General features: G+C 44.9%; 19 protein-coding genes. 6 read left to right on the top strand and 13 right to left on the bottom strand.

What is annotated here, in order from left to right; translation table 11 throughout:
• Positions 1-255: 255 nt before the first annotated feature.
• Both MMA19_RS25470 and MMA19_RS25465 read right to left on the bottom strand, forming a co-directional pair.
• Positions 256-1,083, bottom strand: coding sequence for an SDR family oxidoreductase (locus MMA19_RS25470; protein ID WP_240207617.1), 828 nt, complete (start codon positions 1,081-1,083; stop codon positions 256-258).
• 63 nt (positions 1,084-1,146) lie between these two features.
• On the bottom strand, positions 1,147-2,061 hold the full coding sequence (locus MMA19_RS25465; protein ID WP_062463153.1) for a TIGR01777 family oxidoreductase: 915 nt from the start codon (positions 2,059-2,061) through the stop codon (positions 1,147-1,149).
• 234 nt (positions 2,062-2,295) lie between these two features.
• On the opposite strand from MMA19_RS25465, the gene MMA19_RS25460 reads away from it, so the two are divergent.
• The 5 genes from MMA19_RS25460 to yfcE all read left to right on the top strand — a co-directional run bounded on the left by MMA19_RS25460 (position 2,296) and on the right by yfcE (position 5,185).
• A complete protein-coding gene (locus MMA19_RS25460; RefSeq protein WP_240207615.1) occupies positions 2,296-3,030 on the top strand; it encodes a DUF1538 domain-containing protein in 735 nt (244 codons plus the stop codon).
• Positions 3,027-3,836 carry a DUF1538 domain-containing protein gene (locus MMA19_RS25455; RefSeq protein WP_240207614.1) on the top strand — a complete coding sequence of 270 codons (810 nt, stop codon included), beginning with the start codon at positions 3,027-3,029 and terminating at the stop codon, positions 3,834-3,836. Before MMA19_RS25460 ends, MMA19_RS25455 begins: the two co-directional genes overlap by 4 nt.
• Complete coding sequence (locus tag MMA19_RS25450) at positions 3,826-4,176, top strand: P-II family nitrogen regulator (protein WP_038225352.1); 351 nt, start codon at positions 3,826-3,828, stop codon at positions 4,174-4,176. Before MMA19_RS25455 ends, MMA19_RS25450 begins: the two co-directional genes overlap by 11 nt.
• Positions 4,173-4,577: a CBS domain-containing protein gene (locus MMA19_RS25445; RefSeq protein WP_038225351.1), complete on the top strand. Its 405-nt coding sequence runs from the start codon at positions 4,173-4,175 to the stop codon at positions 4,575-4,577. Before MMA19_RS25450 ends, MMA19_RS25445 begins: the two co-directional genes overlap by 4 nt.
• A 62-nt stretch (positions 4,578-4,639) precedes the next feature.
• Positions 4,640-5,185, top strand: coding sequence for a phosphodiesterase (yfcE, locus tag MMA19_RS25440; RefSeq protein WP_240207612.1), 546 nt, complete (start codon positions 4,640-4,642; stop codon positions 5,183-5,185).
• A 98-nt stretch (positions 5,186-5,283) separates the two neighbouring features.
• Here the strand turns inward: yfcE and crr are convergent, their stop codons facing one another.
• From crr to miaB, 9 genes are all read right to left on the bottom strand, one after another.
• Positions 5,284-5,793, bottom strand: a complete 510-nt coding sequence (gene crr / locus MMA19_RS25435) for a PTS glucose transporter subunit IIA (RefSeq protein ID WP_031494205.1) — start codon at positions 5,791-5,793, stop codon at positions 5,284-5,286.
• Positions 5,794-5,834: 41 nt separating this feature from the next.
• Positions 5,835-7,562, bottom strand: a complete 1,728-nt coding sequence (ptsI, locus tag MMA19_RS25430) for a phosphoenolpyruvate-protein phosphotransferase PtsI (RefSeq protein ID WP_038225348.1) — start codon at positions 7,560-7,562, stop codon at positions 5,835-5,837.
• Positions 7,563-7,698: 136 nt separating this feature from the next.
• Positions 7,699-7,956, bottom strand: a complete 258-nt coding sequence (locus MMA19_RS25425; RefSeq protein WP_006075478.1) for an HPr family phosphocarrier protein — start codon at positions 7,954-7,956, stop codon at positions 7,699-7,701.
• A gap of 298 nt (positions 7,957-8,254) precedes the next feature.
• Entirely contained in the window at positions 8,255-9,223 is a 969-nt protein-coding gene (cysK, locus tag MMA19_RS25420) for a cysteine synthase A (RefSeq protein WP_006075477.1), read from the bottom strand.
• 202 nt (positions 9,224-9,425) lie between these two features.
• Positions 9,426-10,931 carry an apolipoprotein N-acyltransferase gene (gene lnt, locus MMA19_RS25415; RefSeq protein ID WP_240207610.1) on the bottom strand — a complete coding sequence of 502 codons (1,506 nt, stop codon included), beginning with the start codon at positions 10,929-10,931 and terminating at the stop codon, positions 9,426-9,428.
• Between the two features lie 43 nt (positions 10,932-10,974).
• The gene (gene corC / locus MMA19_RS25410) at positions 10,975-11,871 is read right to left on the bottom strand and encodes a CNNM family magnesium/cobalt transport protein CorC (RefSeq protein WP_006075474.1); all 897 of its coding nucleotides are present in this window, start codon (positions 11,869-11,871) and stop codon (positions 10,975-10,977) included.
• A gap of 87 nt (positions 11,872-11,958) precedes the next feature.
• Complete coding sequence (ybeY, locus tag MMA19_RS25405) at positions 11,959-12,423, bottom strand: rRNA maturation RNase YbeY (RefSeq protein WP_171393396.1); 465 nt, start codon at positions 12,421-12,423, stop codon at positions 11,959-11,961.
• Positions 12,423-13,514, bottom strand: coding sequence for a PhoH family protein (locus MMA19_RS25400; protein WP_006075472.1), 1,092 nt, complete (start codon positions 13,512-13,514; stop codon positions 12,423-12,425). The genes ybeY and MMA19_RS25400 overlap by 1 nt, the downstream gene beginning before the upstream one ends.
• Positions 13,515-13,631: 117 nt before the next feature.
• Positions 13,632-15,056 (bottom strand): tRNA (N6-isopentenyl adenosine(37)-C2)-methylthiotransferase MiaB, encoded by a 1,425-nt coding sequence (gene miaB, locus MMA19_RS25395; protein ID WP_006075471.1) that lies wholly within the window; start codon positions 15,054-15,056, stop codon positions 13,632-13,634.
• 294 nt (positions 15,057-15,350) lie between these two features.
• On the opposite strand from miaB, the gene MMA19_RS25390 reads away from it, so the two are divergent.
• On the top strand, positions 15,351-16,505 hold the full coding sequence (locus MMA19_RS25390; RefSeq protein ID WP_240207608.1) for a 2-octaprenyl-3-methyl-6-methoxy-1,4-benzoquinol hydroxylase: 1,155 nt from the start codon (positions 15,351-15,353) through the stop codon (positions 16,503-16,505).
• A 1-nt stretch (position 16,506) separates the two neighbouring features.
• On the opposite strand, the gene MMA19_RS25385 is transcribed toward MMA19_RS25390, so the two are convergent.
• Together MMA19_RS25385 and MMA19_RS25380 are read right to left on the bottom strand one after the other, a co-directional pair.
• A complete protein-coding gene (locus MMA19_RS25385; protein WP_240207607.1) occupies positions 16,507-17,529 on the bottom strand; it encodes a beta-propeller fold lactonase family protein in 1,023 nt (340 codons plus the stop codon).
• 42 nt (positions 17,530-17,571) lie between these two features.
• Positions 17,572-17,799, bottom strand: a 228-nt coding sequence (locus MMA19_RS25380; protein ID WP_240207605.1) for a hypothetical protein, incomplete at its 5' end; no start/stop codon positions are given.

Raw genomic sequence — 17,799 nt, 5'->3', positions numbered from 1 at the left:
CGCGGCGTTTATGGATTTCAGAAATGCAGCAAGCGAAGGTGTTTAAAACATTACAAAGTATGCAAGTGTTACACCCACAGCCAGCCAGTTTAGCTGATTTAGCGTCATTTTTAGAATTCCAAATTGATATCGCTGTGAGCAAGGTGTTAGAGAGATGATTCCAACTTGTGTAGGGTATGGTTTCGTCTCTTATATTTAACTACGTTGAGCAATATATCCTTCATATGTGACACTAAAATTACAAATGATCATTTTTTATGCGGCTTTTCGCAAAATAGGATCTAACCATTTGCTTGGAAGCAGACGTTTTAGTAAGGCAAATACCTTCGTTGGTGTGGTGACTCGATAGCGTAACTTAGGGTTGTCTGACTCGAGGGCATGTAACAGCGGCACAACGCAAGATTCCGGCGGCAGTACGAATTGATTATTGGAGCCTTCCGCTGATAATCGGCTTAGCTGTTGCTGGTAATGCGTTTTATGTGCGCTGGCATCAATATTAATCCATTTTAAAAACGCGGCCTTGGCATTGGCTCTAAATTGTGTCTCAATAGGCCCTGGTTCTATGAGTGATACTTTAATGTTCGTTTGGTATAACTCAAGTCTGAGAGTGTCGGTCCATCCCTCGAGGGCAAACTTAGAAGCATTATATGCTCCACGGTATTTCATCGCAGCAAACCCGAGGACAGAGCTGTTTTGAATAATACGACCGTCGCCTTGTTTTCGCATTACCGGTAGTACTTGTTTCGTCAGCTCATGCCAACCAAAGAAGTTTGCCTCAAATTGTTCTCTTAGTGCATCGGTTGGCAGGTCTTCTAGGGCTCCGGGTTGGCCGTAGGCACCATTGTTAAACAAGGCATAAAGGCTCCCCTCACACAAAGCGAGTGCTTTTTGAACTCCCAACTTAATGCTCTTGCTATCGGTCAGATCGAGTTGAATACAAGTCAGCCCTTCTTGGTTGAGCCTATCCACATCTTTTGGATCGCGGCACGACGCAATGACCTTGTAGCCTCTATTTTGCAACTCATGTGCTGCGACGTAACCGATACCTGTTGAACACCCTGTGATAAGAATGGCCTTTCCCATGTTTGCGCTAACCCTATGATTTATTTCCTTTCAGTTAAGGTTAACGCTAAAGGTAGACGAGGTCTAGCGCGAGTTTGCGACGATGTTTTTCAGCGCTGAGTCGATGTGAGGGAAGGAGAAGTTAAAGCCGATCTCTGTGAGCTTTTTAGGTTTTGCTCTCGTGCTGTCAAGCAGTAAGCATGAAGACTCTCCCATAGCGAGTTTAATCGCCCATTTAGGAGTAAATAAAAAATGAGGGCGGCCCAACGAACTTGCCAGTGTTTTACTGAAAACTGCGTTGGTGACGGCATGAGGTGCACAGAAATTATATGGCCCGCTAGCGTGTTCAGTTTCCAGTAAACAAACAATCGCGCGCACCATATCTAGTATATGTATCCAAGGAATATATTGTTTTCCGTTACCAATCGGTCCACCGAGCCCCAACTTATAGGGCAGCAGCATCTTAGCTAATGCTCCGCCACCTTCGCCAAGCACAACACCAGTACGTAATAGACACACTCTTGTTTGGTCGGACTGTGCTCGCAAGGCGATGTGTTCCCAACGTTCACAGACGTTGTGAGCAAAGGTATCCTGATTGACATGCAGACTTTCGTCGAAAGGGTGATCTTGTTGATCTCCGTAATAACCAACGGCTGAGCCACTAATAAAAATTGCAGGAGGTTCAGTGCTGGCGTGAATCAGCTCCACAAGGGTTTCGGTGATCTTCCAGCGGCTGTCACAAATACGTTTTTTTTGAGCTTCGCTCCAACGTTTATCTGCAATCGGCTCTCCAGCGAGATTTATGACGGCATCAAACGCATTGAGGTCGTTAAAGCTATCTAATGAATCGACATAGTGAATATTGCCACAGTCAGTGTGATGTAGCGTTTTTCTTGCTGTCTGTTCATCACGGGTCAGCAGAGTGATGGAGTAGGTGGTTAGGTGTTTCAGTAACTCTCGCCCAATAAACCCTGTGCCACCTGTTACAAGCAAATTCATCTCTGTCCTTCTCCTCAGTAATTGACAACTTACCGATATGACTCAGTTGCTGAATAAGTAAATATAGCAATGAATCAGAGGATTAACTAACGTTGTTGTGGGTGTAGCACATGTTGTACTAGTCACAGTCTTGTGGATTGACGTGAGCATTGCGCAATATTGCCATTATTGTCACATCTTCTTACATTTAATGTGTGCCATCATAAAACTATCGTATGGAAGCGGAGGAAAGCGATGCAAGGATTGAAAGCGCTTCTTCATTCAATGGCCAGTAGTTTCAAAGATCTACTGCCCATCGTTTTGGTCGTGCTGTTTTTCCAATTGGTCGTACTGCAAGAGCCGCTTCCTAATGTTCTCTCTATCTTATTTGGCCTATTGCTTGTGGTCCTAGGGCTGACCTTTTTTGTATTTGGGTTAGAAATGGGGTTATTTCCCATCGGTGAGTCCATGGCTCAGTCGTTTGCACGAAAGGGCAGCGTCTTCTGGTTGATGGTGTTTTCGTTCTGTCTAGGCTTTGGGACTACCATTGCCGAGCCTGCGCTAACAGCGGTATCTGCTGAAGCAGCTGAAGTGGCGGCGGAAGGGGGGAAAATTCCGATGACGGAAGAGGCCATGCAAGACTATGCGGATGGCTTGCGCTTGGCCGTTGCCATTTCAGTTGGGGTTGCCATTGTATTGGGTGTGCTGCGCATACTTAAAGGTTGGCCTATCCAGTGGATGATTATTGGCGGTTATGTCGGTGTAGTGATACTGACAGGGTTCGCACCGGAATACATTATCGGTGTGGCTTACGACTCAGGTGGTGTAACGACATCAACAATAACAGTACCATTAGTCACCGCGTTGGGTGTAGGGTTAGCCAGCACCATTAAGGGGCGTAACCCGATGCTGGATGGTTTTGGTCTCATTGCCTTTGCGTCGCTGTTACCAATGATGTTCGTTATGGTTTACGGGATGATTGCAGTATGACTATCATCTTGGATTTTCTCACCACACTGTTGCTCACGATTCGTGACGTTACACCGATCATGGTGATCATTTTCGGATTTCAGTTTGCGATCTTGAAGAAGCCAATTACTAACCCGTTAAAAGTTCTACTTGGCTTTGGCTATGTGATTCTCGGGCTTAGTTTGTTTTTAGTGGGATTAGAACTTGCTCTGTTCCCGTTAGGTGAAACCATGGCGATGCAGTTAACGGCACCTGAATTCTTGCAAGAATTTAAGGTGACGGTAGGCCAGTCATTGGAGTGGATCGACTATTATTGGGTTTACCTGTTTGCTTACTGTATAGGGTTTAGTACCACGATTGCTGAACCATCGTTATTGGCGGTTGCTATCAAAGCGAATCAAGTTTCTGCTGGTTCGATTTCAGTAAATGGGTTAAGAATCGCAGTGGCGCTGGGGGTGGCTGTTGGTATCTCCCTTGGCAGCTATCGTATTGTTGTCGGAGACCCCATTCACTATTACATCATCGCAGGCTACATCTTGGTGGTGATTCAAACCTATTTTGCTCCCAAATTTATTATTCCGTTAGCTTATGATTCTGGCGGGGTGACGACCTCAACGGTCACGGTCCCTTTGGTGACGGCGTTGGGGTTAGGGCTAGCTTCCACCGTACCAGGACGAAACCCTATGATTGATGGGTTTGGTTTGATCGCGTTTGCTAGCTTATTTCCTATTATTTCCGTGATGGCGTATGCACAGTTGATTCAATTCTTGAGTCAACATTCAAAGCATCGCGATCTAGCTTCAAAGGAGAAGAACAATGCGCTTTAAGCTCATTCTGGCATTTGTTGAAGACAGTAAAACAGACTCCGTTCTTGATGCGGCTCGTACAGCGGGAGCCACAGGAGCAACGGTAATTAATAACGCGAGAGGGGAAGGGCTTAATAAAAAGCGAACCTTCTTTGGACTTACATTAGAGGTTCAAAAAGATGTGCTGCTGTTTGTTGTAGAAGAGCACTTATCGCGGCAGATATTAGAGACCATTAATCAGGTCGGAGAGTTTGACCAAACTTCGGGACAGGGGATTGCGGTGCAGATCGATATAGAAGATGCGGTAGGTGTCGCTCACCAAGTCGAGACATTAACCAAAGTGGTAGAGGATGAGCTATGAGCCGACATGAAAAAGTCTGTGTACGTGATGTCATGGCAAACAGTTATGTGATGGTGGATGGATTAAAGACAGTGCATGAGGGCATCGTTTTGGCTCGTGAGCATCAGGTAAAAGCACTGGTTGTCGAAAAGCGTCATGATGATGATGAATACGGTATCGTATTGATGAATGATATTGCCAAAAAGGTGTTGGCGAAAAACCGCTCAGCCGAGCGAACAAACATCTATGAGATTATGACTAAGCCCGCATTGTCTGTTGATCCTAATATGAATGTGAAATATTGCGCTCGCTTATTCGAGCGGTTTGGGATTAGTCGTGCACCTGTCATTGAACACGGTAAGGTGATTGGTATGGTTAGTTACAATAACATTGTTGTGAATGGTATGGCTAAAGAGGAATGAAACGGGCGAACTAGGTTTAGCTGAGTTACAATACCTCCATTAGTAATGGTGGAGATAAACCAGTGAAACTATTTTTTGCTTCTGATTTGCATGGCAGTCTTGGTGCCACTGAACAGGTTCTAGCAGAATATCATCGCTCAGGCGCGGAGCATTTAGTAATTTTAGGTGATGTGCTTAACCACGGGCCGAGAAATCCAGTACCAGAGAGCTATAACCCACCTAAAGTAGCGGAACGGCTTAATGAGCTCAGCACCAGTATTATTGCGGTACGAGGCAATTGCGATAGTGAAGTCGACCAGATGCTCTTAGACTTTCCTATGATGAGTGACTATGCATGGGTAATGTTGGCAAGTGGACAGCGATTATTCTTAACTCATGGGCATCTTTATAACACAGATAAACGACCTGCGTTAAAGCAAGGAGACGTGATTGCTCATGGACATACACATATACCAGTAGCCGAATGGCAAGGAGAGCAAATTATTTTCAATCCTGGCTCTATCACATTCCCACGAGATGGTTATGCTGCGAGTTATGGATTGCTTGAAGACAATACTCTCAGCGTTAAAACATTTGCTGGAGATGTTCTTGCATCAATCTCGCTATAAAGGTGAGTAGATAACAAGGCAATTAAATTGTTCAGATAAGTCGCAGACATAAAAAAACGCAGCCAAGGCTGCGTTTTTTCTACGTCGAGATTAACTAATTACTTAGTTACGCGTAGTACTGGCGTTTCACCAACAGTTACAGAACCAGCAAGCTTGTTCAGCTCTTTGATTTCGTCCATGTTAGAGATAACAACAGGAGTTAGCGTTGACTTAGCTTTCTCTTCTAGAAGTGCTAGGTCGAATTCGATGATAGTGTCACCTGCTTTTACTGATTGGCCTTCTTCAGCGATACGCTTGAAGCCTTCACCTTTCAGTTCAACAGTGTCGATACCAAAGTGAACAAATAGCTCGATGCCGTCGTCAGACTCGATAGAGAACGCGTGGTTCGTCTCAAAGATCTTACCGATAGTACCGTTAACAGGAGCTACCATCTTGTCACCAGCTGGCTTGATTGCAATACCGTCACCAACGATTTTCTCAGCAAATACGACATCTGGCACATCTTCGATGTTTACAATTTCACCAGAAAGAGGTGCGATAATTTCGATTGCACCAGTGTCAGCGCTGTCGTCAGATACTAGCTTCTTCAGTTTGTCAAACAGACCCATGTTGTGCTCCTAAAGGTTTGATTTTGTTCTGCTCAATTATATTAGCAGTTTGTCTTTTCTGCGATAAATTTTTCGACGTGTGCCTCAATTTCTGCAGCAGTCGCCATTTCTAGCGCTTCATCAGCCATTGCTTTTACTTCTGCGAAGTTAGCGTTGCGGATTACTTTCTTAACCTTAGGAATTGAAATACCGCTCATACTAAACTCATCTAGGCCCATGCCCAGTAGAAGTAGAGTCGCACGCTCGTCGCCAGCAAGCTCACCACACATACCAGTCCACTTACCTTCTTTATGCGAAGCGTCGATCACTTGCTTAATTACTGTAAGTACAGCAGGTGAAAGTGGGTTGTATAGGTGAGAAATAAGCTCATTACCACGGTCTACTGCTAGAGTATACTGAGTTAAGTCGTTAGTACCAATACTAAAGAACGAAACTTCTTTCGCTAGGTGGTGAGCAATCGCTGCCGCAGCAGGAGTTTCAACCATTACACCGATTTCGATGTTTTCGTCAAATGCTAGACCTTCAGCACGAAGTTCTGCTTTGTACTCTTCGATAGCAGCTTTCAGTTCACGAATCTCTTCTACAGAGATGATCATTGGGAACATGATGCGCAGCTTACCGTGTGCTGATGCACGTAGGATACCACGTAGCTGGTCACGAAGGATTTCACGACGATCCAAGCTGATACGAACTGCACGCCAACCAAGGAATGGGTTCATTTCTTCTGGAAGGTCTAGGTAAGGTAGGTCTTTATCACCACCGATATCCATAGTACGGATAATTACCGCGTGACCGTGCATTGCTTCCGCAACTTCTTTATAAGCTTGATACTGTTCTTCTTCAGTAGGAAGAGCAGTACGGTCCATGAATAGGAATTCTGTACGATACAGACCAACACCTTCACCGCCGTTACGGTTGATGCCATCGCAGTCTTTCACTGTACCGATGTTACCGCAAACTTCTACACGGTGGCCGTCTAGAGTTTCTGCTGGTAGGTCTTTAAGTTTTGCTAGTTCCTCTTTTTCTGCAAGGAACGCTTCACGTACCGCTTTAGCTTCGTCAATCTCAGCTTGAGTTGGGTTTACGATGATCTTGTTGTTCATCGCGTCAAGAACCAACATGTCGCCGTTGTTCACTTTCTTAGTGATGTCGTTAGTACCAACAATCGCAGGAAGTTCTAGTGAACGGGCCATGATAGAAGTGTGCGAAGTACGACCGCCGATGTCACATGCGAAACCTAGCACGTAATCAAGGTTGATTTGCGCAGTCTCAGATGGAGTTAGGTCGTAAGCTACTAGGATAACTTCTTCATCGATATCACCTAGTGAAACGATGTTGATGCCTAGTGCGTTCTTAACGAAACGAGTACCGATATCACGGATATCAGTTGCACGCTCTTTAAGGTATTCGTCATCTAGAGATTCTAGTGCAGTCGCTTGCTCTTCGATTACTGTGTGAATCGCGTTGTCTGCAGATAGTTTGTCTTTCTTGATGAGTGCTAGGATTTCCTCTTCTAGCTCTTCATCTTCAAGAAGCATGATATGGCCTTCGAAGATAGCCTCTTTCTCTTCACCAAAAGTCTCAAGCGCTTTTTGCTTAACGACTTCTAGTTGTTGAGCTGACTTGTTGCGAGCGTCAAAGAAACGCGCAACTTCTGCTTCAACTTGGTCATCTGAAATAGTCGACGTGTTTAGAACAATCTCGTCTTCTTGAAGTAGTAGTGCTTTACCAATAGCAATACCAGGAGATGCTAGGATGCCTGAAATCATAGCTTTACCTTTATTTGGTCTAATGTATTAAAGATTGGATAGTTATTAGCTACTTATTATGTGTAGCTGATAGCTAGAGCTATTTCCAATAAAGCCATTCTGTTTTCACAAAATGGCTTTAAGGAGAACTGGGTTCTTAGTGAAGCTCAGGGATTAGAGCTACTAGGTGGTCAACTGCTTGTTGAGCTTGTGGGCCTTCAGCAGAGATTGTGATAGTAGTGCCTTTAACTAGACCTAGAGTTTGTAGTTTGAATAGGCTTTTTGCGCTAGCGCTTTTGCCGTTAGTAGCCACAGTGATGTCAGCGTCAAATGCTTTTGCTTCTTTAACGAACTGAGCAGCCGGACGAGTGTGAAGGCCGTTTTCTGCTGTGATTTCTACTTGCTTCTCGTACATTTTTTATACCCCAATTGATTTATTTTATGTTTAGTTTCTAAACCAAACAAAGCTTATCGTTAAATGTTACGCCTCGCTATAGTACGAAAGTCATAACTGTTAAGAATTGTGTCGGTCTAGAATTGTAGGACATGATTGCAGTCTTCGCTGTATACCTGTCTTACGAAATTCTGTAATTAGCCTATTTATTTTTCGGCTTAAAATAAAACTGACCTGATATTACCAAAGGCTGACAGAGTTTCAACAAAAAAGCCCCTTAAAGGGGCTTTTTTCGTGCAAAAATTGATTTGGCAACATATTACTGCTGAATCTCTTTGTCAGTAAATATACCGGCAAACAATGCAGAGCTTAGGTAGCGCTCACCTGAACTTGGGAGTACGGTGACAATGGTTTTACCTTTGAATTCAGGGAGTTCAGCAAGCTTGTTAGCCGCAACAACAGCTGCGCCTGATGAGATACCAGCTAGGATACCTTCTTCTTCCATTAGGCGACGCGCCATTTCGATGGCTTCTTCAGAAGTAACCAGTTCAACACGGTCAACAAGCTCAAGATCCAAGTTCTCTGGGATAAATCCTGCACCGATGCCTTGGATTTTGTGAGGAGCTGGTTGGATCTCTTGACCTGCTAGCACTTGAGAAATGACTGGTGATTCTGCTGGCTCAACGGCAACTGAAACAATTGCTTTACCTTTTTCGCCCTTAATATAGCGGCTAGTACCTGTGATAGTACCACCTGTACCTACACCAGCGACAAATACATCGATCTCACCATCCGTTGCTTCCCAGATCTCTGGACCCGTTGTCTTTTCATGAATGGCTGGGTTTGCTGGGTTGTTGAACTGTTGAAGTAGCAGATACTTTTCTGGATTTGAAGCGACAATCTCTTCTGCTTTAGCGATAGCCCCTTTCATGCCTTTCGCTGCTTCTGTGAGTTCAAGGTTAGCACCTAGTGCCTTGAGAAGCTTACGACGCTCGAGACTCATAGATTCAGGCATAGTAAGTGTGAGTTTGTAGCCACGTGCAGCTGCAACGAAAGCAAGAGCAATACCTGTGTTACCACTGGTTGGCTCAACTAGCTCTACGCCTGCTTTTAGACGACCGTCTTTTTCCGCTTCCCAGATCATGTTTGCACCGATACGGCACTTAACGCTGAAGCTTGGGTTGCGTGCTTCAACTTTAGCAAGCACGTTACCATTACTTACTTTGTTTAGGCGAACTAGAGGGGTGTTACCAATTGTCAGTGAATTATCTTCGTAAATCTTGCTCATTATAATGTTCCTTCATTCAACCGTGGTGGTTATTGATTACCAGATAAGAATATGATTTTGTTTGGCAAGGGAAAAGAACCAAATAGTTATATATTATGGAAGAAAGTTTATGAAGCGCGCTTTTCGATGGGATTTTCTCGGTAAGAAGACCAGCTCGGCCATTGATACTAAAGGAGTTCAATGGCCGGTGTATAAGAGGTGATTACTTGTTGCGTCTAATGATGCCAAAGCCTAGGCAAAGTAATACCCACGCATATAAAGGCCAAGTTCCTACTTCACGATACCAAGTTGTTCCGTCGGTTGGAGTGACGTCAGTTCTAAGCACAGCGGTTTCAAACTGAGGGATTTGAGCAGTAATCTTACCTTTGTGATCGGTAACGGCAGTCACACCATTATTGGTCGAACGAATAAGTGGTAAGCCAAGCTCTAATGCGCGCATTCGTGCAATTTCCATATGCTGCAATGGCCCAATAGAGCGCCCAAACCAAGCATCATTGGACAGCGTTAACAGGTAATCGGTGTCATCAGTAACGTTCTGCCTAACTTGTTCCCCAAAAATAATCTCATAACATAATGCTGGCGCTAGATGCATACCGTTAGCCACAATATTAGGCTGTACGTAAGCACCACGGCTGAATGAAGACATAGGCAAGTTAAAAAACGGGGCGATAGGTCTTAATAGATCTCCAAATGGCACGAATTCACCGAATGGAAGCAAATGGTGCTTGTGATAACGTTCATCGAGATCCATTTCGTAATCACCGTAAGGTGTCTGTCCTACAACCAATATGCTGTTGTAATACTCACCGGACTCCGTTTTGTTGATGACCCCAGTAATGATCGCAGAATCATTCATTTTAGCCGCAGAGTCCAAGTTACGTAGAAATGAAGGTAATTCGAATTCCATTGCGGGAATTGCAGCTTCTGGCCAAATGATAATGTCCGCATCCCAGTTTTCACGACTTAGATCGGTATATTTCATTATTGTTGGCCATCGGTGATTGGGCATCCACTTCATGGCTTGATCGATATTACCTTGAATCAATGCGACCGATTTGGTGCGACTTGGAGCGGGCGTGACCCAGTCGTAGTTACGTAGGCCGAATCCAGTGGCGAATATGACTAGAGGGATGATAGCGAGTTGCCACTGTTTAGTTACGGTTAAGTAAGTTAGGCTGGCAGCCATTACGATCAGTAGCAAGGTAATGAGTTCAACGCCACCAATAGGTGCAAAGCTCGCTAACGGTGAATCAATTTGACTGTACCCTAACCACAGCCAAGGGAAACCCGTCATCACCCAACCGCGAGCCCAATCAAAGATTAACCAGAGTGCTGGCGCTGCGACAAAATAACGGGTTTTATTGTCTGACGGGAAGAATCGATTTAGAGACCAAGCAAACAGAGCTGAGTAAATGGATAGGTAGCCGACTAAGAGTGCCATTAAGAACACGCTGGCAATCTTCGGCATACCACCAAAGGTATCGATACTGACGTGAACCCAACTGATGCCAGTGGCAAATTGACCTATTCCCCATGCATAACCTGTCCAAAGCGCACTTTTTGTACTGCGACCTTTGATGAGGAGGAGAAGGAGAAATGGGCTCAGAATAGCCAAGGGCCATAGCTGATAGGGAGCAAATGCGAGAGTGGTGCTAGCACCAACAAAAGCGGCCCCGATGGGCCGCAATATGCGAAGATTTTTCTTCATTTAAATATCATCTCACTTTTTTGGTGAGCAGCAAGTGGTGAGGTTATTCCTCGACACTTGAAGCCGTTTCTTGGTCAGGTATTGTGACTTGGACCTGAACCACACGACGATTATCCGCCGCTGTCACCTTAAAGTTGTAATTTTCTATTTCAACCACTTCACCACGTGAAGGTAAGTGACCGAATGCAGTCATGACTAGGCCACCTACAGTGTCGACTTCCTCATCACTAAAGTTAGAGCCGAATGTTTCATTGAACTCTTCAATAGTAGTGAGCGCTTTCACCGCGAATGTGTGCTTACTCAGTTTTCTGATATCAAGCTCATCATCGTCATCGAATTCGTCTTCGATTTCGCCAACGATTTCTTCGAGAATATCTTCGATGGTCACTAGACCTGATACTCCACCAAATTCATCGACGACAATGGCCATGTGATAGCGCTCTTCACGGAACTCCTTCAGTAGGCGATCAACGCGCTTACTTTCAGGAACTACAACCGCTGGGCGAATCACTTCTTCAATATCAAACGGGGCGCTTTCTGAGCCCAAATAACGGAGGAGGTCCTTAGCTAAGAGGATGCCTTCTACATGGTCTTTATCTTCACTGATAACAGGGTAGCGAGAATGCTGTGCATCTGTCATCAGTTCGATTAGCTTATCGAGGTTATCGGAACGCTCGATAGTAACCATTTGCGAGCGTGGCAGCATAATATCGCGCACTCGCATTTCAGAAATTTCCATGACACCTTCGAGCATATCGCGGGTATCGTGGTCAATTAGGTCGTTTTCTTCAGAGTCGCGGATAACATCTACAAGCTCTTGGCGGTCTTTTGGTTCGCCTTGAAAAATTTGACCTAGGCGCTCAAAGAAGGACTTTCTACTCGGACCTTCCGACTTTTTACTGTTTCCCTCTGGTTGAGAGGGAGAAGACTCTTCGTTCATGACTTCTCAATTCAGAATGCTATCAGATGTGTGATAGCGCACATGCGTAAACAGATTCTTTTTAGCGCGAACGCCAGCGAAATGTGCTTACTCCTTTTCTACTAAATATGGGTCATCAAAGCCCATATCAAGCATGATTTCGGTTTCCAAAGCTTCCATTTCTTCTGCTTCGTCATCCTCAATATGATCATAACCTAGCAGATGAAGACTCCCATGTACAACCATATGTGCCCAGTGTGCAATCAAAGGCTTGGATTGCTCAATGGCCTCTTTTTCGACAACTTGACGACAAATGATCATGTCACCAAGCAGATCCATTTCTACACCTGGAGGAGCTTCAAAAGGAAAAGAGAGCACATTGGTTGGTTTATCTTTACCACGGTAGTCGCGGTTAAGCTGTTGGCTCTCTTCTTCATCGACGATACGAATCGTCAACTCAGCATCTTGTTGAAACGGAATAATGGTTTTGTCCAACCAGCCTTGAAATTCGTCAGCACTTGGTAACCCTTGTTCTGATTCGACTGCAATTTGAAGATCGAGTTCAATCGCCATTACTTTCCATCCACGGTTGCGCTAGCAGATGCTGCATCAAGCAGCTTTTGCGCCGCTTCACGTTCTTCACGTCGCTTACGCTCAATTTCTTTACGTTCTTTGGCATCTTTCGCTTCCCATTTCTCGTAAGCATTTACGATGCGCGCAACGACAGGGTGACGAACGACATCATCTGACTGGAAGAAGTTAAAGCTGATTTCGTCAACTTCACTCAGCACTTCAATCGCATGACGAAGGCCAGATTTTGCGCCACGCGGCAAGTCGATTTGTGTGACGTCACCAGTGATAACTGCGCGCGAGTTAAAGCCGATACGCGTCAGGAACATCTTCATTTGTTCAACGGTGGTGTTCTGGCTCTCATCGAGAATAATGAAGGCATCGTTAAGTGTGCGGCCGCGCATGTAGGCGAGGGGAGCAACCTCAATAACATTGCGTTCAATGAGTTTCTCTACGCGCTCAAAACCAAGCATTTCAAATAACGCATCGTATAGAGGTCGAAGGTACGGATCGACCTTCTGACTTAAATCACCTGGCAGGAAGCCTAGTTTTTCACCCGCTTCTACTGCTGGACGAGTCAGTAGGATACGGCGAATCTCTTGGCGCTCCAGTGCGTCTACTGCAGCAGCTACTGCTAGGTAGGTTTTACCTGTACCAGCAGGCCCAATACCGAAGCTAATATCATGAGTGACCATATTCACTAGGTACTGAGCTTGATTAGGTGTACGCGGTTTGATGATGCCTTTCTTGGTCTTTACGAAGACTTCTTTTCCGTGAGCGATTTCTGATTCGGTATTTTGCTCAAGTACACCAGATTCTTTAACGGCTAAGTGAATTTGCTCTGGCTCAATATCAGGGATCTGGCCACGCACAGGTGCTGTGTCGACATAAAGCGTTTTGATGATATCTAGAGCTGCGGCGCTAGTGTGCGGCTTGCCCACGATCGTAAAGAAGTTGCTTCTGTGGTTGATCTCGACACCTAAGCGGCGTTCTAAATGTTTGATATTGTCATCGAAAGGACCGCACAAGCTTGATAGACGGCGGTTGTCTGAAGGTTCTAGATGAATTTCTAGAGTTACGATTTGATTACTCAATGTTGCCTCACATTTTGCCCTTAAGGGCGATGTATGAAGCCCGACTGTGACCGGGCTTCGCATATTTTTACCCAATTAACTCCAAAATAGCACATTGAAGCTGTTTGGGTATAGGCGCTAAGGCGTAAAGGTCGCTACACCTAGCTCATCTTCGCGTTTGGTTTTTGCCATCATTTGTGTTGGAGAAATAACACTGCGAAGATCCATATCTTTTTCTGTTCTTACTAGCTCACCACGTAGGGAGTTTGCGAACACGTCTGTGATTTTCACGTCAACAAACTGGCCGATTAGCTCTGCACCACCTTCGAAGTTAACCACACGGTTGTTTTCGGTGCGCGCACGAAGCTCCATCAGGTTCTTCTTAGATGGACCTTCAACCAAAACACGTTGCTCAGTGTCTAGCATCTGACGTGAATAACGCATTGCCTGCGAGTTTACAGTTTGTTGTAGCTCGTATAAGCGGTCTTTCTTAGTTTGCTCAGGAAGATCACATGGGTAATCTGCTGCTGGCGTACCTGGACGAGGAGAGAAGATAAAGCTAAAGCTCATATCAAAATCTACGTCCTTGATCAGTTTCATCGTGTCTTGGAAATCTTTGTCAGTTTCACCTGGGAAACCAACAATGAAGTCTGAACTGATTTGAATATCAGGACGCGCTTTGCGAAGTTTACGAATGATAGACTTGTATTCAATCGCTGTGTGTGGACGCTTCATCATAGTCAATACACGGTCTGAACCACTTTGTACTGGCAAGTGTAGGAAGCTAACAAGCTCAGGTGTGTCTTCGTAAACAGCAATGATGTCATCAGTGAACTCTAGCGGGTGACTTGTCGTAAAGCGGATACGATCAATACCATCAATAGAAGCAACCAGACGTAGTAGCTCGGCAAAAGAACAGATATCACCATCGTGCATTGGACCACGATAAGCATTCACGTTTTGGCCAAGTAGGTTTACTTCACGAACGCCTTGATCGGCAAGCTGAGCAATTTCAAACAATACGTCATCCATTGGACGGCTTACTTCTTCACCACGAGTATACGGAACAACACAGTAAGTACAGTACTTACTGCAGCCTTCCATAATTGAAACAAACGCTGTAGCGCCTTCCGCACGTGGTTCCGGCAGACGGTCAAACTTCTCGATCTCTGGGAAAGAGATATCCATTACTGGCGCTTCATCGCTTTGTGACTGCTTGATCATTTCAGGCAAACGGTGAAGAGTTTGTGGGCCAAAGATAACGTCAACAAATGGCGCACGTTCACGAATATGGTCACCTTCTTGAGTCGCTACACAGCCACCCACACCGATAACAACGCCATCTTTTTTGTCTTTTAGGGTTTTCCAACGACCAAGTTGGTGGAACACTTTCTCTTGCGCTTTTTCACGGATAGAGCAAGTGTTCAAAAGTAGTACGTCTGCTTCCTCTGGATCTTCTGTTAGCTCATAGCCATTTGCCGCATTAAGCAGATCGGCCATTTTTGATGAATCGTATTCGTTCATCTGGCAGCCCCAGGTTTTAATTAGCAGTTTCTTACTCATCACTATCGCTCGTCAGTTATTTAAATCTTTTTCTTGCACAGGCGCTGTATTGCGAAAACAATGAAGCGGCTGCTTAAATTATGACCACCATCTTGGCGGTAAGCGGCGTATTGTACTGCTTTAAAAACCGCCTGACTAGGGGTAGTGTAAAATCTCTTTGAGAGCTTATATTTCAATTGCTGTAAGCGGTTATTAGGCCTCACAAAAGCAGGGTTTTTCGAAGGAATTCGCTCGCGCTTTTAGAGCGGGCTACGTACAATGAACACACATTGAATTTAGGGTAGTAAGAAGACGATGGAACAGTTTGAAATTGCAGTTGTTGGTGGTGGCATGGTGGGAGCAGCGATGGCGCTGGGTCTTGCTAAACAAGGGCGCTCAGTCGCTGTTATCGAAAAATTCACCCCTCAAGCTTTCGAAAATTCGCAGCCAATGGACCTGCGTGTTTCTGCTATTTCTCATCGTTCTGTTGATTTACTGACATATCTCGATGCTTGGAGCGTCATAGAGGCGATGCGTGTGTGCCCTTATGCACGTCTTGAAACATGGGAAGCGGAAAACTGTCGAATTCGTTTCAATGCCGAATCTCTGCATCTAGAGCAATTGGGCTACATTGTTGAAAACCGAGTGATCCAACTAGGGTTATGGCAGCAGTTTCATCGTTTCGACAACTTGAAAGTGATTGAAGGTGATGGTGTTGAGAGCTTAACGCTTGACGATGAAGGCTCAACTATCATCTTAGAATCCGGGCGTGAAATTGCTGCGACTCTGGTCGTTGGTGCGGATGGTGCGAATTCAAGAGTACGACAAGCCAGTGGCATTGGGGTGACTGCATGGGATTATCGTCAAGAGTGCATGCTGATTAATGTTGAGACGGAACTCCCTCAACAAGACATCACGTGGCAGTGGTTTACCACGTCAGGGCCTCGTTCATTTTTACCACTATGTGGAAACCAAGGCTCATTAGTTTGGTACGACTCCCCTAAACGGATTAAGCAGTTAAAGAATATGAGTCACGCCCAGTTAGAGCAGGAGATTGTTGAGTACTTTCCAGCTGAACTGGGTAAGGTTAGCGTATTACAGCACGGTTCATTCCCACTGACACGTCGACATGCACAGCGATATTATAAACACGGTTGTGTATTAGTAGGGGATTCAGCACACACGATAAATCCGTTGGCTGGTCAGGGCGTTAATCTTGGCTTTAAAGATGTAGAAGCCTTGTTGAAAGCGTTTGAAGATAAAGGGGTTTCTATTGAGGCATTGCGTCGTTATGAGCTAGAGCGTCGTCCAGATAACCTGTTAATGCAAACGGGCATGGATGTATTCTATAAAGGGTTTAGTAGTACCTTACCACCGCTGGCATTTGCTCGAAATGCTCTACTGAAAGTGGCAGAGCATTCTGGGCCGATTAAAGAGCAAGTTTTAAAATACGCGATTGGCCTTAAATAACTTAATAAATGACTAGACATACTGGGGCAGTGATAGGATCTGATACTGATTCTAGCGTTGGTGCCCCAGTTGCTTCATCGACGGTAAACAAAGCTAAATTGTCAGAATGCTGGTTTGCTGTCATAAGATACTTTCCATCCGGCGAAAGACACAAATCTCGTGGGAACTGTCCCCCTGAACTGACAAAGCCTTGATAAGCAGGTACTGCAGGGTCACTTACTTCAAACCAAGAGACGATAGACTCTCCGCGACCTGTTAAATAAACAAAGCGATTGTTCGGTGAGAGCTTAACAGCCGCCGCCGCTTCATGACTAATATGTTCAGGAAACGCTGAAGTAGAGTAAATTAGCTGCCAAATCCCATGATCGCTACGCTTGATAACATGCAGTGATTCATCGAGTTCACACAACACATACCCAAATTTACCATCTTGAGAGAAGTCTACATGTCGAGGACCACTTCCCAGCGGCATTACCAAAGACTGAGATAGAACCGCATCAGTTTTGTTATATTCGTAAAAGCTCAATGTGTCGATGCCTAAGTCTACCGTGACGAACTGTTGGCTATTGGGGATAAACTGTAACTGGTGCCCATGGGGGGCTTGCTGGCGAGTAGGATGAACGCTAGAGCCTTCATTAGCCAGTAAAGCTATACGTTCTCCAATAATGCCATGTGCCCGTAGGGCAAATATCTCGAAGTTACCTGTCCCATAATGCGCGACGCCTAATAATTCTTTATTCGGAGATATTGCAAGGTGGCATGGGTAATCACCATCAAGCAATCTTACTTGATGATCTTCACTGTTTGTAGGCACGAATATAAGGGCCGATCCTTCCTGTTGAGAACATTCGGAAATGAGATAATGTCCTTGCTCTGTATACAGAAGATAAGAAGGGTTGAAAGCATTTGTTATCGCTGAAGATATTGTAAGGTCATGAGGAGTGTTGAAATGCGCCGTTTTGAAACCTAAATCATCGCCTTTTGAATACTGTCCAATAGCAACGGAGTAATCTTGGAAAGTCATAAATATCCTTGAAGATCAGTGTATTGAACTAAGGTTGCCTGTCTATCCTAGAATGGACAGTAGCAAAATACTTTTCTGTGAGCTAATAGAAGAAATTAACAATATTGAAGAAACTTTCAAAGATTCAACTAACGTAATTGTCAGAGAGGAATAGATAGAAAAAAAGCTCGTCAAATGACGAGCTTTCTTAATAATGGTGCGGAAGGAGAGACTTGAACTCTCACACCTTGCGGCGCCAGAACCTAAATCTGGTGCGTCTACCAATTCCGC

Source organism: Vibrio sp. CyArs1 (assembly GCF_022432925.1).
Taxonomy (GTDB): Bacteria; Pseudomonadota; Gammaproteobacteria; order Enterobacterales; family Vibrionaceae; genus Vibrio; species Vibrio mediterranei.
Note: the sequence above shows the minus strand (reverse complement) of the source record. Positions and strands in the feature narration are given on the sequence as shown.

Excerpts from the sequence above, each read along its gene's own strand:
- MMA19_RS25470 (WP_240207617.1), bottom strand. The coding sequence starts at position 1,083 with ATGGGAAAGGCCATTCTTATCACAGGGTGTTCAACAGGTATCGGTTAC.
- MMA19_RS25465 (WP_062463153.1), bottom strand. The coding sequence starts at position 2,061 with ATGAATTTGCTTGTAACAGGTGGCACAGGGTTTATTGGGCGAGAGTTA.
- MMA19_RS25460 (WP_240207615.1), top strand. The coding sequence starts at position 2,296 with ATGCAAGGATTGAAAGCGCTTCTTCATTCAATGGCCAGTAGTTTCAAA.
- MMA19_RS25455 (WP_240207614.1), top strand. The coding sequence starts at position 3,027 with ATGACTATCATCTTGGATTTTCTCACCACACTGTTGCTCACGATTCGT.
- MMA19_RS25450 (WP_038225352.1), top strand. The coding sequence starts at position 3,826 with ATGCGCTTTAAGCTCATTCTGGCATTTGTTGAAGACAGTAAAACAGAC.
- MMA19_RS25445 (WP_038225351.1), top strand. The coding sequence starts at position 4,173 with ATGAGCCGACATGAAAAAGTCTGTGTACGTGATGTCATGGCAAACAGT.
- crr (WP_031494205.1), bottom strand. The coding sequence starts at position 5,793 with ATGGGTCTGTTTGACAAACTGAAGAAGCTAGTATCTGACGACAGCGCT.
- ptsI (WP_038225348.1), bottom strand. The coding sequence starts at position 7,562 with ATGATTTCAGGCATCCTAGCATCTCCTGGTATTGCTATTGGTAAAGCA.
- MMA19_RS25425 (WP_006075478.1), bottom strand. The coding sequence starts at position 7,956 with ATGTACGAGAAGCAAGTAGAAATCACAGCAGAAAACGGCCTTCACACT.
- cysK (WP_006075477.1), bottom strand. The coding sequence starts at position 9,223 with ATGAGCAAGATTTACGAAGATAATTCACTGACAATTGGTAACACCCCT.
- lnt (WP_240207610.1), bottom strand. The coding sequence starts at position 10,931 with ATGAAGAAAAATCTTCGCATATTGCGGCCCATCGGGGCCGCTTTTGTT.
- corC (WP_006075474.1), bottom strand. The coding sequence starts at position 11,871 with ATGAACGAAGAGTCTTCTCCCTCTCAACCAGAGGGAAACAGTAAAAAG.
- ybeY (WP_171393396.1), bottom strand. The coding sequence starts at position 12,423 with ATGGCGATTGAACTCGATCTTCAAATTGCAGTCGAATCAGAACAAGGG.
- miaB (WP_006075471.1), bottom strand. The coding sequence starts at position 15,056 with ATGAGTAAGAAACTGCTAATTAAAACCTGGGGCTGCCAGATGAACGAA.
- MMA19_RS25390 (WP_240207608.1), top strand. The coding sequence starts at position 15,351 with ATGGAACAGTTTGAAATTGCAGTTGTTGGTGGTGGCATGGTGGGAGCA.
- MMA19_RS25385 (WP_240207607.1), bottom strand. The coding sequence starts at position 17,529 with ATGACTTTCCAAGATTACTCCGTTGCTATTGGACAGTATTCAAAAGGC.